This window comes from Psychrobacillus glaciei (genome assembly GCF_008973485.1).
Lineage (GTDB): Bacteria > Bacillota > Bacilli > Bacillales_A > Planococcaceae > Psychrobacillus > Psychrobacillus glaciei.
On the sequence record NZ_CP031223.1, the window covers coordinates 1,072,584 to 1,088,666 of the forward strand.

At 40.0% G+C, this 16,083-nt stretch carries 12 protein-coding genes and 1 other annotated feature; all 12 genes read left to right on the forward strand.

Annotation, left to right across the window (positions count from 1 at the left end; genetic code table 11):
- Positions 1-4 precede the first annotated feature (4 nt).
- The 12 genes from PB01_RS04795 (at position 5) to PB01_RS04850 (ending at position 15,909) form a co-directional block, all read left to right on the forward strand.
- Positions 5-1,693 carry a HAMP domain-containing methyl-accepting chemotaxis protein gene (locus tag PB01_RS04795; protein ID WP_151699140.1) on the forward strand — a complete coding sequence of 563 codons (1,689 nt, stop codon included), beginning with the start codon at positions 5-7 and terminating at the stop codon, positions 1,691-1,693.
- 288 nt (positions 1,694-1,981) lie between these two features.
- Positions 1,982-2,413 (forward strand): hypothetical protein, encoded by a 432-nt coding sequence (locus tag PB01_RS04800; RefSeq protein WP_192797477.1) that lies wholly within the window; start codon positions 1,982-1,984, stop codon positions 2,411-2,413.
- 937 nt (positions 2,414-3,350) lie between these two features.
- Positions 3,351-5,018 carry a dihydroxy-acid dehydratase gene (ilvD, locus tag PB01_RS04805; protein WP_151699141.1) on the forward strand — a complete coding sequence of 556 codons (1,668 nt, stop codon included), beginning with the start codon at positions 3,351-3,353 and terminating at the stop codon, positions 5,016-5,018.
- Between the two features lie 30 nt (positions 5,019-5,048).
- Positions 5,049-5,302, forward strand: a binding site (T-box leader).
- A gap of 105 nt (positions 5,303-5,407) precedes the next feature.
- Complete coding sequence (gene ilvB, locus PB01_RS04810; RefSeq protein WP_151699142.1) at positions 5,408-7,165, forward strand: acetolactate synthase large subunit; 1,758 nt, start codon at positions 5,408-5,410, stop codon at positions 7,163-7,165.
- Complete coding sequence (ilvN, locus tag PB01_RS04815; RefSeq protein ID WP_151699143.1) at positions 7,162-7,677, forward strand: acetolactate synthase small subunit; 516 nt, start codon at positions 7,162-7,164, stop codon at positions 7,675-7,677. Before ilvB ends, ilvN begins: the two co-directional genes overlap by 4 nt.
- A 33-nt stretch (positions 7,678-7,710) precedes the next feature.
- On the forward strand, positions 7,711-8,745 hold the full coding sequence (gene ilvC, locus PB01_RS04820; protein ID WP_151699144.1) for a ketol-acid reductoisomerase: 1,035 nt from the start codon (positions 7,711-7,713) through the stop codon (positions 8,743-8,745).
- A complete protein-coding gene (locus tag PB01_RS04825) occupies positions 8,732-10,279 on the forward strand; it encodes a 2-isopropylmalate synthase (RefSeq protein ID WP_151699145.1) in 1,548 nt (515 codons plus the stop codon). The genes ilvC and PB01_RS04825 overlap by 14 nt, the downstream gene beginning before the upstream one ends.
- 146 nt (positions 10,280-10,425) lie before the next feature.
- Positions 10,426-11,526: a 3-isopropylmalate dehydrogenase gene (leuB, locus tag PB01_RS04830; RefSeq protein ID WP_151699146.1), complete on the forward strand. Its 1,101-nt coding sequence runs from the start codon at positions 10,426-10,428 to the stop codon at positions 11,524-11,526.
- A 19-nt stretch (positions 11,527-11,545) separates the two neighbouring features.
- Positions 11,546-12,961, forward strand: a complete 1,416-nt coding sequence (leuC, locus tag PB01_RS04835; RefSeq protein ID WP_151699147.1) for a 3-isopropylmalate dehydratase large subunit — start codon at positions 11,546-11,548, stop codon at positions 12,959-12,961.
- 139 nt (positions 12,962-13,100) lie between these two features.
- Positions 13,101-13,676: a 3-isopropylmalate dehydratase small subunit gene (leuD, locus tag PB01_RS04840; protein WP_151699148.1), complete on the forward strand. Its 576-nt coding sequence runs from the start codon at positions 13,101-13,103 to the stop codon at positions 13,674-13,676.
- Positions 13,669-14,715: a threonine ammonia-lyase gene (locus PB01_RS04845; protein WP_225986171.1), complete on the forward strand. Its 1,047-nt coding sequence runs from the start codon at positions 13,669-13,671 to the stop codon at positions 14,713-14,715. The genes leuD and PB01_RS04845 overlap by 8 nt, the downstream gene beginning before the upstream one ends.
- 345 nt (positions 14,716-15,060) lie before the next feature.
- Positions 15,061-15,909 (forward strand): VOC family protein, encoded by an 849-nt coding sequence (locus PB01_RS04850; RefSeq protein WP_151699149.1) that lies wholly within the window; start codon positions 15,061-15,063, stop codon positions 15,907-15,909.
- The last annotated feature ends 174 nt before the right edge of the window (positions 15,910-16,083 follow it).

Consider the following 16,083-nt stretch of genomic DNA (forward strand, 5'->3'; position numbering starts at 1 on the left):
TTTTATGAAGTGGACCATCGGCAAAAAAATGTGGATGGGATTTTCTGCTATTTTATGCTTATTAATTGTTGTTTCCGTAATAACAATTTGGACAATGATCGATACTAGTAGTAGATATCGATTTTTATTGGATGATCGAGTAATGAAAATTAATATTGCCAAAGATATTGTAATAGCTCAAAAGGATACAACGAGAGAGTTAATGGACTATTTGTTATTTAATACAGATGCAGCGAAAAAAGGCATTATAGAGAATGAAACATTAGCAAAAGAACTAGCACAAGAGTTCAGAAGTAATTTATTTTCTACTGAAACAATTGTAATGATGGATGACTTTGATAAGAAAATGAATATGTTTTCAAAAATAAATGATGATCTCATTGCGGCCAAAATGGATAATAACTCTTTGAAAATTAATAAGCTCACTGCAGAGGCGAAAACGGTTAGTGCCAACATGCTGAAAATTTTAAAAGAGTTGGAGCAATTTATGCAAGATGATATGGATAAAACGAGAGCAGATTTAAATAAGTATGAAACAGGTGCTACCAATTTTGTCATTGGTATGTCCATCGTAGGAGTGCTATTAGGGATTGTTTTAGCTTATTTTATAAGTAGAAGTATTTCACGACCAGTAAAAAAAGTCACTGCGGGATTGGCAGAGATTGCAGATGGGAACTTATTGATAGAACCAATTATCATTAAAAATAAAGATGAAGTAGGAGACATGGCAACTGCATTTAATAGGATGTCCAATGATCTTCGTGAGATAGTAGCAAGCGTAAGAGATTCTTCTATGCAGCTTGCATCGAACGCCGAGGAGTTATCCGCAACTACGGAGGAAAGTCTTGCCTCTTCTCAAATGGTGGCAAAGTCTGCTGAGGAACAAATGGTTACAAGTGAGCAACAAGTACGTCATATGGATTCTTCTGTCCAAGCGATGACTGAACTGACTCAAGGAGTTGGACAAATTTCTATTAGCAATGAAGAAATGTTATATGCTGCAGATGATGTACAAAAATTGGTAAAAAAAGGTTCTGGAGTAGTGCGAGAGGTAACTACCCAAATGAATACAATTCATACAACATTTGTTGATACGACAATGATTATGCATGATATGGCGAAGCATTCGGATGAAATTCAAAGCATAACTTCGCTCATTACAGCTATTTCCGAACAAACGAACTTACTTGCTTTAAATGCAGCTATCGAAGCAGCACGAGCTGGTGAGTATGGGAAAGGATTTGCTGTTGTTGCAGAAGAAGTGCGTAAACTTGCAGAGCAATCGAAAAACTCGGCAACGCAAATCGCTTCAATGGTTCAAGTTATTCAATCTGCTTCTAATGATGCGGTAAAAGCGATCACAGCTGGCGAAATTAAAGTGGATGAGGGACTTTCCAAAACAAATGAATCGATGGACGTATTTAAAGAAATTGAAACGGCAGTTGGAGAGGTTGGAATCAAAGTGGAATCCGTTTCTGCAGCTATCGAACAAATTCAAGCGATGGCGGAATCCGTTTCAGAAGGTTCACTCGAAGTTCAACGTCTTGCGGCAATCGCAGCAGACGGCGCAAATGATACAAGTGCAGCTACCGAAGAACAGCTTGCCGCGAATGAAGAAATAACTGCAAATGCGCAATCACTTACAGATTTAGCAGAAACTCTTCAAAACAATGTTAGTCATTTTAAAATTTAATCTACTTATTAAGAAACGCCCTCCATTCGTGATATGTGAATTGAGGGCGTTTTTATGTGGAAATAGATATTGCCTAATTATATATTTCGAGTATGAGACAATGTTGTTAGTAAGCGTTAGAATTGTAGTGAGTAACCGCCAAAAAGCTGCGCGTAAGTGAGTCTATATTGCGAGAATGGAAGATTAAGTTGCGAATAACAAAATATTAGGCATAGCACTCTATTTTCCTCTATTAGACACAATAAGAGACGATGGAATACCTTATAATAAGTGTAGGTGATAAATTCTATGTACAAAATAATATTGTTCATTCATATAATAAGTGCGATTCTTTCTATCGGCCCTTTCTTTGTATTATTTCCCGTATTAAATCAAATGAAAGGGAAAAATGGAGAAGTGCTTGTTTCGCAAATAGAAGTTTTTCAAGCTGCAATCAGAATCGTGAAGCATGCGGGACATGTACTAGTTGTATCTGGAATTCTGCTAATTTGGCAAGGGAGATGGCCATGGTCTACGTCTTGGGTAGTCATGACGATTGTTGTGATGATCAGCTCAATTGTTTTTCTTGCAAAGGCATTTAAGCCGAAAATTCGACAATTCTATGCAGGGATAATAGATTCGAATGTTCTAATTCAAAAGTTGCGACTTTCTTTATGGCAGTATATTCTCATTTTACTAATCATGCTTTGGTTTATGGTTGCAAAGCCAAATATTTGGTAATCGGCTCTTTCTCGTAGTTGAGAGAGGGTCTTTTTTTATTAATTCGTGGCAGATGAATAGATAAATTTGTGTTATCAGGATTTAAATTTGCGCTACGGGGTAATGAACTTGCGAAAAGCAGTCAACAAGGTGAAATTGTGCTTTGAATTTGCGATATAGAGAGATGATCTTGCGCTACGCGAGCTTTAATTTGCGTTACGGGGTAAGGAACTTGCGAAAAGCGGTAGACAAGGTGAAATTGAGCTTTTAATTTGCGATATAGAGAGTTGATCTTGCGCTACGCGAGCTTTAATTTGCGTTACGGGGTAATGAACTTGCGAAAAGCGGTCGACAAGGTGAAATTGAGCTTTGAATTTGCGATATAGAGAGATGATCTTGCGCTACGCGAGCTTTAATTTGCGTTATGGGGTAATGAACTTGCGAAAAGCGGTAGACAAGGTGAAAATGTGCTTTGAATTTGCGATATAGAGAGATGATCTTGCGCTACGCGAGCTTTAATTTGCGTTACGGGGTAACGAACTTGCGAAATCCAGTGGACTAGGTGAAATTGTTCATGATCTTGCTATTCACAGAGACGAACTTGCGATTAGCAGCCATAATTTTGCGATTCTCAAAAAAGTTCCAATATAAACTTTGCTCCACTCTTTATCGTCCCCCGTATGCTTCGCCATAACTTTCTATTACCATTTACTTTAACAAAATGTTCATAATTATTTTTCGGCATACAAAATGCGATATATCGCTAATGTAAGCGATTACATGGTGAAAGAATATTCTAAACTAACTGATTATTTTAAAAAAGGGTATTGACTCCCCATTTTAAAGGCGATATGATAGCAACAATATATAAAAGATTGTGAGAAAATTCACAATCGAAAATTAAAAAGAACTCTAAAAATACACACTACATAAACGGTAAGTATAGGGGCGATTGAAATTGAGAAGTGACATGATTAAAAAGGGCGTTGATCGAGCTCCTCATCGTAGTTTACTTTATGCGACTGGAGTAAAGACAAAGGATTTAGATAAACCATTCATTGGTGTTTGTAACTCCTATATTGATATTATTCCAGGGCATATGCATTTGAATAAGTTTGCAGAAGTCGTAAAAGAGGCAATTCGTGAAGCTGGTGGAATTCCATTTGAGTTTAACACGATTGGTGTGGATGATGGGATTGCAATGGGGCATATCGGGATGAGGTATTCACTTCCGAGTCGTGAATTGATTGCAGATTCTGCGGAAACGGTTATTAACGCACACTGGTTTGATGGGGTGTTTTACATTCCGAACTGTGACAAAATCACACCTGGAATGTTGATGGCGGCAGTAAGAACGAATGTCCCTTCTGTATTTGTTTCGGGTGGGCCAATGGAAGCTGGAACGTCAGCTGACGGAAAACAACTTTCCTTAACGTCTGTTTTTGAAGGGGTCGGTTCGTATAAGAATGGATCCATGTCAGCGGAGCAACTACTCGATATAGAACAAAATGCTTGTCCAACTTGTGGTTCCTGTTCAGGGATGTTCACAGCAAACTCCATGAACTCTTTAATGGAAATGCTCGGTGTCGCATTACCGGGTAACGGTACGATCGTGGCGACGTCGGATGAACGTCACCGCCTCATAAAAGAAGCTGCACATCATTTAGTGCGAATGATTAAGGAAAATGTAAAGCCGAGAGATTTGATTACAAAAGAAACGATTGATGATGCATTTGCACTTGATATGGCAATGGGTGGTTCGACTAATACGGTTCTCCACACACTGGCAATAGCGCATGAAGCAGAAATTGAATACGACGTGAAAGAAATAAATGAAGTAGCTAAGCGTATTCCTTATCTATCCAAAATAATGCCAGCTTCTGATTACTCTATGCACGATGTTCATCTTGCAGGAGGAGTCAGCGCTATTATAAAAGAACTTTGTGAGATTCCTGGAGCTGTTCACCCAGATCGCTTAACAATTACAGGTAAAACACTCTATGAGAATGTGAAAGGATCAGAGATTACGAATGATCTAGTTATACGCCGGAAAGAAAATCCATATAGTCCTGTAGGAGGCTTATCCGTGCTTTTCGGTAATATTGCTCCAGAAGGCGGAGTAATTAAAGTAGGGGCTGTGGATCCTTCTATCAAAGAATTTACTGGGAAAGCAATTGTGTTTGAATCACAAGAAGCGTCCCAGGAAGCAATTGATAACGGAACTGTGCAAGCTGGTCATGTAGTAGTCATCCGCTACGAAGGTCCGAAAGGTGGACCGGGGATGCCAGAGATGCTTGCTCCAACATCAGCGATTCAAGGTCGCGGGTTAGGAACGAAAGTGGCACTCATTACAGACGGTCGTTTTTCCGGAGCGTCTCGAGGAATTTCCATTGGACATATTTCTCCAGAAGCTGCAGATGGCGGACCAATTGCATTAGTAGAGAACGATGACATTATCGCTATTGATTTAACAAATAGAACGATAGAGTTACTAGTTAGCGAAGAAGAATTAGCTGCCAGAAAAGAAAACTTACAACCATTTGAACCAAAAATTAAAAAAGGCTATTTAGCAAGATATTCGAAGCTCGTCACATCTGCAAGCACAGGTGGGGTTATGAAGATCTAGACGCCAAAGCGAACTTAATTAACATAATATTATAAATCATTGATGAGGCAAAAGTTAGAGGAAACTTGTATTTACAGAGAGCTGGTGAAGCTGGGAACCGGCAATACAACCTTTAGCGACATCCCCTCGGAGTGAAGTATTGAACGGGAAACCTTTTAGATACTTCCGGGTGTAGTAAAAGCTACTCTCGTTATAAATGGATGGCTGGCATTTGCTAGTTGTCTGCGAGGTAGCGGTTGCGCTACGAACTAGGGTGGTACCATGAAAAGAATTTCATCCCTATACAAAAGAACGAAGGTTTCTTTGTGTGGGGAGAAATTCTTTTCTTTTTTTAGAAACAAGCAAGGAACTTTTCTTTAAAACTGGACGATTTGAATAAAAAGGAGGAAATGATGATGAAGGTAACCGTTGAAGAAACAGTTGACATGTATGAAGAGTCCGAAACGGCGGAAGTTCCTAAACAATTGAACGGGGCAGATGTTTTTATCAAAACATTGAAACAACATCAGGTTGAAGTAGTTTTTGGGTATCCTGGCGGTGCTGTCTTACCGATTTACGATGCACTACATAAAAATCCAATTCGACATATTTTAGCTCGGCATGAACAAGGAGCAATCCACGCGGCAGAGGGCTATGCACGTGTTTCAGGGAAAGTAGGAGTCGTGATTGCGACGTCTGGCCCTGGAGCTACGAATGTCGTAACTGGAATTGCAGATGCAATGATGGATTCGATTCCACTTGTTGTATTTACTGGGCAAGTTGCGACTACTGTTATCGGGACAGATGCTTTTCAGGAAGCGGATATAATCGGCATCACGCAACCAATTACGAAACATAATTACCAAGTAAAAGATGTTGCTGATTTTCCTAGAATTATTAACGAAGCTTTTCATATTGCTTCCACAGGTCGTCCAGGACCAGTCGTCGTAGATATTCCAAAAAACATGGCAACAAGTATTTTTGTTACAAATGAAGATAACACGAATGAAGTAAATCTTCCTGGTTATCAACCGACGACAACACCAAACTTTTTACAAATACAAAAAGCAGCGATAGCTATTTCAAAAGCAAACCAACCACTTATCCTTGCAGGTGCAGGAGTATTGTTTGCAAAAGCATCTGACCAACTAGCAGAATTTGCGGAGAAATATCAAATTCCGATAACAAATACGCTTTTGGGGCTTGGAGGCATCGAAGGAAATCATCCACTATTTTTAGGGATGGCAGGAATGCACGGAACGTATACAGCAAATATGGCCATTCAAACGTGTGATTTACTGATCAATGTCGGAGCACGATTTGATGACCGTTTAACTGGTAACTTAGCTTACTTTGCACCGAATGCAAAAGTGATTCACATTGATATAGACCCTGCTGAAATCGGCAAGAACGTGCACACTGAAATTCCGATTGTTGCAGATGCGAAAGAAGCATTAACTGCATTACTGGAACAAAATGCACCAAATGGGAATACAGCTGCTTGGTTAGAAAGTTTACATGTAAATCAAGCGCAATATCCTTTATTTTATGAAGCAAGTGCAGAAAGAGGTTTACTTCCACAGCAAGTTTTGGAACTGGTGCACGAATATACAAATGGAGATGCAGTTGTGACGACTGACGTTGGGCAACATCAAATGTGGACGGCACAGTATTATAAATTTAGGTCTCCGCATAACTGGGTAACTTCTGGTGGACTAGGTACGATGGGATTCGGTTTCCCAGCAGCGATTGGGGCACAGATAGCTAAACCGGATGCAAAAGTTGTGTCGATAGTTGGAGATGCAGGATTCCAAATGACACTTCAGGAATTATCGCTGCTTCAAGAAATGCGCATTCCCGTAAAAGTAATCATTTTGAACAATCAAGCACTTGGGATGGTTAGACAATGGCAAGAAACCTTCCATGAAGAGCGTTATTCGCAATCCTTAATGCCGATCCAACCAGATTTTGTGAAACTTGCAGAAGCTTATGATATTAAAGGCTACAAGATCGAAACGTATGAAGAGGCAAAAGTACAGTTAAAAGAAGCACTTGCATCGGATGAACCAGTATTAATCGATTGTCGAGTTGTTCAAAAAGAAAGTGTCTTTCCAATGGTTGCTCCAGGTAAAGGACTACATGAAATGATTGGAGTGAAGGCCGAATGAAACGAATTATTACGGTAACCGTGTTAAATCAAAGCGGTGTTTTAAACCGAGTTACTGGCCTACTCATGAAGCGTCAATTCAATATTGAAAGCATTACAGTAGGGCACACGGAACAACCGCAAATTTCGAAAATGACGTTTGTTGTAAATGTGGAAGACGAACAAAAGCTAGAACAATTGTTAAAACAGCTACAAAAACAAGTAGATGTGTTAAAAGTAAATGATATTTCAGAGAAGTCAATTGTTGTGCGGGAGCTGGCGCTCGTGAAAGTCGTGTCGCCACCAGCTGTGAGAGCGGAGATTAATAGTATAGTAGAACCGTTCCGAGCTGCTACCATCGACACCGGAAAAAATGTCGTAACATTCCAAGTGACAGGTCATCCAGAAAAGATTGATGCATTTATAGATCTGCTCAAGCCTTATGGCATTAAAGAGCTAACGAGAACAGGTGTTACCGCATTTGTACGCGAAACGCAAAAAGTGCAAACAACCCAATTATCCATTTTACAATAAAATATAAAACCAAAATTCGAGGAGGAAATGACAATGGCTAAAATGTATTACAACGGAGATATCAACGAAGAACTTTTAAAGGACAAAACAATCGCAATTATCGGTTACGGATCTCAAGGTCATGCACATGCACAAAACTTAAAGGATTCAGGCTTTAATGTAGTAGTAGGAATTCGTGTTGGAAAATCATTCGATCAAGCAAAAGAAGATGGATTAGAAGTTTATTCTGTAAAAGAAGCGGCTGAAAAAGCGGACGTAATTATGATTTTATTGCCAGATGAAAGACAAAAAGCAGTATATGAAGCGGAAATCGAACCTGCTTTAACGGCAGGCAAATCGTTAGTATTCGCACATGGTTTTAACGTACATTTTGATCAAATTGTACCTCCCGCAGATGTGGATGTATTCTTAGTGGCACCAAAAGGGCCAGGACATTTAGTACGTAGAACATTTGAGGCGGGTGCAGGGGTACCAGGTTTATTCGCAGTATATCAAGATGCTTCCGGCCACGCAAAAGATGTCGCTTTAGCATACGCAAAAGGTATCGGAGCTGCTCGTGCAGGTGTTCTTGAAACAACATTTAAAGAAGAAACAGAAACGGATCTTTTCGGAGAACAAGCAGTACTTTGTGGTAGTACAACTGCAATCGTAAAAGCTGGTTTCGAAACGTTAGTAGAAGCTGGGTACCAACCGGAGCTTGCATACTTCGAGACACTACACGAATTAAAACTAATCGTTGACTTAATGTACGAAGGAGGAATGGCTACGATGCGTTCTTCTATCTCGGATACAGCTGAATGGGGAGATTTCGTATCAGGTCCTCGTATCATTGATGCTTCCGTGAAAGATCGCATGAAAGACGTATTAACGGACATTCAAGATGGTACATTTGCAAGAGAATGGATCAAAGAAAACGAAACAGATCGTCCAAAATACAATGCCATCAAAAAAGCGGAATCGGAACATCAAATCGAAGTAGTAGGGGCAAAACTTCGTGAAATGATGCCATTTATCAATGAAGGGAAAAAACAAGTCAAGAAAGAAGTGGTGACCAGTGCGCAAAATTGACATTTTCGACACAACGCTACGTGATGGAGAGCAATCTGCAGGGATAAACCTAAACACACAAGAAAAGTTAGAAATTGCTCGCCAGCTTGAGAAGTACGGAGTTTCCATAATAGAGGCAGGATTTCCTGCTTCTTCTCCTGGAGACTTTGAGGCTGTCAAACAAATTGCTGGCACTGTAAAAAACTCGATTGTGACCGGGTTAGCTCGTTCCGTTAAAAGTGATATAGAAACTTCTTGGGAAGCGTTAAAAGGTGGGGTACAACCGCATCTTCATACGTTTATCGCCACATCTCCTATCCACATGCAATATAAACTGAATAAAACACCGGAGCAAGTGATTGAAATTGCTGTAGAATCGGTGAAATTAGCAAGAAAGTATTTCCCACTTGTCCAGTGGTCAGCAGAAGATGCAACCCGCTCGGATCGTGACTTTCTAGTTCGTATTATGAATGAAGTAATTAAAGCCGGAGCAACAACGATTAATATCCCAGATACAGTGGGTTATGCTTCTCCAATTGAGTACGGCTCTTTATTCAGATATTTAAGTGAAAATGTAAGGGGTATTGAAAAAGTGAAGCTATCTGCGCACTGTCATGATGATTTAGGATTAGCAACAGCAAACACGCTTGCAGCAATTGAAAATGGTGCAACGCAAATCGAGGGAACGATTAATGGGATTGGTGAACGTGCAGGAAACGTGGCATTGGAAGAGATTGCAGTGGCACTACATATTAGATGCGATTATTACCAATCGGAATCTGGCATTGTGTTAAAAGAAACGAAACGCACAAGTCAGCTTGTTAGCAAGTTAACAGGAGTTGTTATTCAACCAAACAAAGCTATTGTTGGGAAAAATGCATTTGCACATGAATCTGGTATTCACCAAGATGGTATGTTGAAAAATCCTGAAACGTATGAAATCATCACACCTGATTTAATCGGTGATGTAGCAACGGAGCTAGTACTTGGAAAACATTCTGGTCGTCATGCATTCTTTGATCGTGCAAAACAAATGGGCTTCCAATTAAGTGATGAAAAGCTAAATGCAGCTTTTGTTGCATTTAAAAAGTTAGCAGATCGTAAGAAAGAGATTACCGAGGAAGACTTATTTGTTTTATTAACAGATCAACAAGTGCAAACTTCTGAAGCGGAAGTATATGAATTAGAAAGCGTACAAGTGCAATATGGTACATCTAATATTCCTACTGCAACGGTTCAAGCGAAAACACCATCTGGTGAAGTAGAAGTTGTCTCTTCTACTGGCGCAGGTTCTGTAGAAGCCATCTTCAATACACTAGAAAAACTTGTGAACGGGAAAGTTCATATTATTGATTACCGGGTATCATCCGTTTCTAAAGGAAGAGATGCACTCGGCGAAGCTGTTATTAACTTAAGTTTTAATGATGTTATTTCCACGGGTCGCAATGCTTCCCAAGATGTATTAGAAGCTTCTGCCAAAGCATATTTGAACGCGATTAATCGCCAGATTGTAAAAGCACATTATCAAGAGCAACGAGAAGCAGTAGCACAATAAATTAGGAAAAGCAGAAGGTGCCCGATTAGCCGCGACAAGCAAATGGGGAATTGCGAGGAGGCAGCTCTTCAGCCACCGCAGTAATTTCACATTTGACCTCGAGCGGCTGGCGCCTGGAGACTAGACAAATAACGGGAGTGAATGGGATGGAAAAATCGATAACGGTATTACCTGGAGATGGAATCGGTCCAGAAGTAACGGAAGCGGCAGTTAAGGTGCTTCAAGCTATTGCAAAACACTATAATCATACGTTTCATCTGCAATACGCACTTATCGGTGGAGCAGCAATTGATGCTTGTGAAAATCCACTACCAGCAGAAACGATTAGTAAATGTAGTCAAAGTGATGCCATCCTTTTAGGTGCAGTTGGTGGACCAAAATGGGATCAAAATCCATCTCATTTGCGCCCGGAAAAAGGATTATTAGCCATTCGTAAACATTTTGGACTTTATGCAAATATTCGACCTGTCAAAGCTATTCCGGCATTACTGGATGCTTCTCCTCTTAAAAAGGAAGTAGCAGAAAATGTGGATATGGTCATTGTACGCGAACTTACAGGAGGTTTATATTTCAGCGAACCACGTAAGAAATCGAAGGACAGTGCACTAGACACGCTCGTATATACGAGAGCTGAAATTGAGCGTATTGTGGATACAGCCTTCCAAATTGCAAGAAGTCGTAGAGGAAAACTTGCTTCAGTTGATAAAGCAAATGTTTTAGACACAAGTAAATTATGGCGTGAAATCGTAGAAGAGAAAAAACAAGGTTATCCAGACGTAGAAGTGGAGCATATGTTGGTGGATTCGACTGCGATGAAATTGATTACAAAACCTGCTGATTTTGATGTGATTGTAACGGAAAATATGTTTGGGGATATTTTAAGTGATGAAGCATCTGTTATCACAGGTTCACTGGGAATGTTACCATCTGCAAGTACACGGGAAGATGGTTTCGGTTTATACGAACCAGTCCATGGATCGGCACCGGATATTGCAGGTCAAAACAAAGCAAATCCAGCAGCAACCATTCTATCCGTAGCTATGATGCTCCGTGAAGCTTTCCAAATGGAAACAGAAGCAGCAGCAGTAGAAGAAGCTGTATTTAATGTCTTAAATGATGGAAATTTCACAAGTGATTTACAAGTAAAAGGGAAACGTGCACTTTCTACAACAGAATGGACAGCAAAAGTATTAGAAGAGTTAGACGCAGAATTTGTATCAGATAGTATTATGTTTTCTTATGTCTAACTAAAAGGAGAGGGACTAAATGGCAAAAACGATTATTGAGAAAATTTGGGATGAACATATTGTATACGAGGAAGAAGGTAAACCAGACCTTCTCTATATCGATTTACATTTGCTCCATGAAGTAACATCTCCGCAGGCTTTTGAAGGGTTACGACTAAACAATCGGAAGGTTCGTCGACCGGATCTTTGTTATGCAACAATGGATCACAATGTACCGACTCGAAATAGAGAACAGATTAAAGATGTCATTGCGCGCAAACAAATCAGCACACTTCAAGAAAACTGTGAAGAGTTTGGTGTTCCACTTGCGAATATGGATCATCCTGATCAAGGGATTGTACATATTATCGGACCAGAACTAGGACTGACACAACCAGGGAAAACGATTGTTTGTGGAGATAGTCACACATCCACACACGGTGCATTCGGAGCAATCGCTTTTGGTATTGGAACAAGCGAAGTGGAACATGTCCTTTCTACTCAAACACTTTGGCAAGCTAAGCCTCAAACGATGGAAATCAAAGTAACTGGTGAACTTGGTTATGGAGTGACGGCAAAAGATATCATTTTAGCTGTTATTTCGAAGTTTGGAATCGATATGGGAACTGGATATATCGTAGAATACACGGGTGAAGCGATTCGTAAATTGACGATGGAAGAACGTATGACTATTTGTAATATGTCGATCGAAGCAGGAGCTCGTGCAGGTTTGATAAGCCCTGACAAAACGACGGTTGAATTCCTAAGAGGACGTGAGCATGTTCCGACTGGAGAAGCGTTTGAACAAGAAGCAGATCGTTGGCTAGTTTTAGCTACTGATGAAGGAGCAACTTACGATAAAACAGTGGAGATTTTCACAGATGAAATCGAACCTTTTGTTACATGGGGTACAAACCCATCTATGGGTTCGGGCGTTTCGAATCATATTCCATTTACAAAAGACTTTGCAGAAATAAGCGATCAACAAGCGCACGAAAAAGCGCTGGCTTATATGGAGCTTGAAGAAGGAATGTCTCTAACAGATATTCGAATAAGCAATGTATTTATCGGTTCTTGTACGAATGCCCGTTTAAGTGACTTACGTGCTGCGGCAAAAGTAGTTGAAGGTCGCAAAGTTAATCCAAATGTAACAGCCATCGTTGTTCCTGGATCACAAACCGTGAAAAAACAAGCAGAACAAGAAGGCATCGACCAAGTATTCCTTGAAGCTGGATTTGAATGGCGCGAATCTGGATGCAGTATGTGTCTAGCAATGAATGACGATATTGTCCCTTCTGGCGAACATTGTGCATCTACATCCAACCGTAACTTCGAAGGACGTCAAGGTGCAGGATCTAGAACACATTTGATGAGCCCAGCAATGGCAGCAGCTGCAGCAATAGAAGGTCACATTGTAGATATTCGCAAATTTCAACTTTATCTGGAAGGGGTTTAAACCCCTTCCAGATAAAGTTGAAGCCTCCGGCGGATGTCACAGATTTTAAAAGGCGTAAATTGAGCAAGCTCTATTCAAAATCTGGACGCAATTATGCCAAGGCAAAATTGATTTAGTAAATGCGTAAGGAGGAAAATCCGTGGAGCCTATTAATGAAATCAAAAGTGTTATTACACCGTTGAATCAAAAGAACGTCGATACCGACCAAATAATATCCAAAGAATTTCTGAAAAGAATCGAACGTACAGGATTCGGTAAATACTTATTTTATCACTGGCGATTCGATGCAGAAGGAAATCCAAATACAGATTTCGTATTAAATGATGAACGCTATAAAGATTCTACTATATTAGTAGCGCATGATAATTTCGGTTGTGGATCCTCTCGTGAGCATGCCCCATGGTCGATTTTAGACTATGGATTCCGAGTAGTAATTGCGCCAAGTTTCGCAGATATTTTCTATAATAACTGCTTGAAAAATGGAATTCTTCCTATTAAATTGTCCGTCGACGAAGTAGAAGTACTTCTAAGTAAAGAAGTGTATAACGTGGAAGTTAATTTAGAGGAACAAAAAGTGTATGGAGCAGACGGTGTTGTTTATTCATTCGCCATCGATCCGTATCAAATGAAAATGCTTCTAAATGGTTGGGATGAAATTTCATTGACATTCCAATACGAAGATCATATCAAAGCTTACGAAATAAAAAATGCGTAAGATGCATGGATTTTGGACATTTGAAAAAAACAAATTAGGAGATGGTTTTGTTGGGAATTCATATGACACTGTAGGTTTATACCGTGCATCAGAAAAAGTAGCGGAGTTTATCCATCGGACACCGTGTAAAAAGTCATCAACCTTGAATGAAACCACTGGTAAGCAAGTATTTCTCAAAATGGAAAACTTACAAAAAACGGGTTCGTTTAAGATTAGAGGAGCAATGAATAAAGTATCTCAGCTCACGGATGAAGAATGTGCAAGAGGGCTAATCGCCGCCTCCGCTGGGAATCATGCACAAGGGGTTGCTTACGCCGGAAAAGTGCGCAACTTCCCAGTCACCATTTTCATGCCAATTGGAACACCGGTTGCAAAAGTGAATGCAACAAAAGGGTATGGTGCAACCGTTAAACTCATCGGACAAAACTTTGATGAAACGTATGTGGCAGCAAGAGAAGAACAACTTCGAACAGGTGCAAACTTCATTCACCCTTTTGATGACCTAGCCGTAATTGAAGGCCAAGCTACTGTTGCCATGGAAATGCTTCAGCAACGGCCGGAGATTGATACGATAGTCGTGCCAGCAGGTGGAGGTGGCTTACTCGCAGGTACACTACTTGCGGTAAAATCCATTCGTCCAGATATCCGCGTTATTGGCGTTCAGTCCCAAAATGCTGCAGCCATTGCGATTGCCTATAAAGGAATGGCAGATGGATTAATTCCATTTCAAGGAAAAACAATTGCAGAAGGAATAAATGTGAAAACCCCTGGAAAGCTGACGATGAACATTATTCATACCCTCGTCGACGACATGATCACCGTGACCGAGCAAGAAATCGCATCGGCCATTCTCTTCATACTCGAACGAGAAAAAACGCTTATCGAAGGTGCAGGAGCCGCCGCAGTAGCAGCAGTTTTGAATCACCACATCCCATCCTCCGCCAGTAACATAGGCATCATCGTAAGCGGCGGAAACTTCGACATCAGCAAACTCGCAGAATGCCAGCAAATGTCCATCCAAGTACCATTAGCAAAATAAAGTATGTAGAAACCACAAGTCGATGCCGGCTAGTGGTTTTTTCACGTGAGTGTATAGTGGAATGTAGCTCAATACGTAGAGAATATTGCGAATAAAGATGGAAATATTACGACTAACGTACAAAACATTGCGAATACTACTGATAATGTTGCAAGTACGCCTATTTTGCGATTAGGGACATTGATCTTGCGATTTGAAGTGAGTATTTTGCGATTATGAGACTAAATCTTGCAATTTCATAATGTGATTTGCCTTTTTATCTACTCCTTCATCCTTGACTTTATTAGGTAACTAAAATATAATAACTTACTATAAGTAACTATACGTTAATTGGAGGAATTATAAATGAAATATCAAAATAAACCTTACACATTCGTGGAATTAGTAGATTTAAAAGTAACGGACTTAGATCGTTCTCTTAAATTTTATGAAGAAGTGGTTGGATTCAAAGTACTTGAAAAGAAAGACAATAAGATTCTTCTTACTGCAGATGGAAAAATAGCGCTTCTATCTATCGAACAACCAGAAAACGTTGTTCTGAAACAAGAAAATACAACAGGCTTGTATCACTTTGCACTGTTGTTACCAAGTCGAGCAGATTTAGGAGCAGTATTGCAGCATTTCATCGATATCAATATGCGAATAGGAGCTGGAGATCATTTAGTAAGTGAAGCACTATACTTAAATGATCCTGATGGAAATGGCATCGAAATTTATACGGACCGACCAGAATCAGAGTGGACTTGGAATGGTGAGTATGTTGAAATGGCTACTCTTCAAATCGATGCTCAAAGTATTTTGAAAGAAGGCGCGAATACAGATTGGGCTGGCTTACCAGATGGAACTGTTATGGGACATATCCATCTACAAGTTGCAGATTTAGCTAAAACAGAAAAATTTTATCACTTATTAGGATTCGGAGTTGCGACACCAAATTATCCAGGAGCTTTGTTCATGGCAACAGGAAAGTACCATCATCACATCGGATTAAACACTTGGGCTGGAGTTGGTGCATCACCAACAGCAGAAAACGCGACCGGTCTCGAAGCATTTACATTAGTATATCCGAGCAATGAAGTATTGAACGACACACTCGAAAACTTGAAAACAAACAATGTATCGGTCGTCGAAGAAAGCGGTATGTACATTACAAAAGATCCATCGCAAAATAAAATCAAATTAATCGTAAAATAACTTCTACAGAGCGACTTGTAATCCACAAAGTCGCTTTTTTTTATTAAGTAAATCCAAATAACGGTTAAGGGCAATCATTTCCCAGACGAGAGCAATCAACCCCCATACGAAAGCAACCATTCCTCATTCAAGAGCAACCAACCTCAAAAAAAACTGAAACATAAAGTTTCAGAT

Coding starts and splice junctions, on each gene's coding strand:
- ilvB (WP_151699142.1), top strand. CDS start 5,408: ATGATGATGAAGGTAACCGTTGAAGAAACAGTTGACATGTATGAAGAG.
- PB01_RS04845 (WP_225986171.1), top strand. CDS start 13,669: ATGCGTAAGATGCATGGATTTTGGACATTTGAAAAAAACAAATTAGGA.
- PB01_RS04800 (WP_192797477.1), top strand. CDS start 1,982: ATGTACAAAATAATATTGTTCATTCATATAATAAGTGCGATTCTTTCT.
- ilvC (WP_151699144.1), top strand. CDS start 7,711: ATGGCTAAAATGTATTACAACGGAGATATCAACGAAGAACTTTTAAAG.
- PB01_RS04850 (WP_151699149.1), top strand. CDS start 15,061: ATGAAATATCAAAATAAACCTTACACATTCGTGGAATTAGTAGATTTA.
- leuC (WP_151699147.1), top strand. CDS start 11,546: ATGGCAAAAACGATTATTGAGAAAATTTGGGATGAACATATTGTATAC.
- PB01_RS04795 (WP_151699140.1), top strand. CDS start 5: ATGAAGTGGACCATCGGCAAAAAAATGTGGATGGGATTTTCTGCTATT.
- ilvN (WP_151699143.1), top strand. CDS start 7,162: ATGAAACGAATTATTACGGTAACCGTGTTAAATCAAAGCGGTGTTTTA.
- leuB (WP_151699146.1), top strand. CDS start 10,426: ATGGAAAAATCGATAACGGTATTACCTGGAGATGGAATCGGTCCAGAA.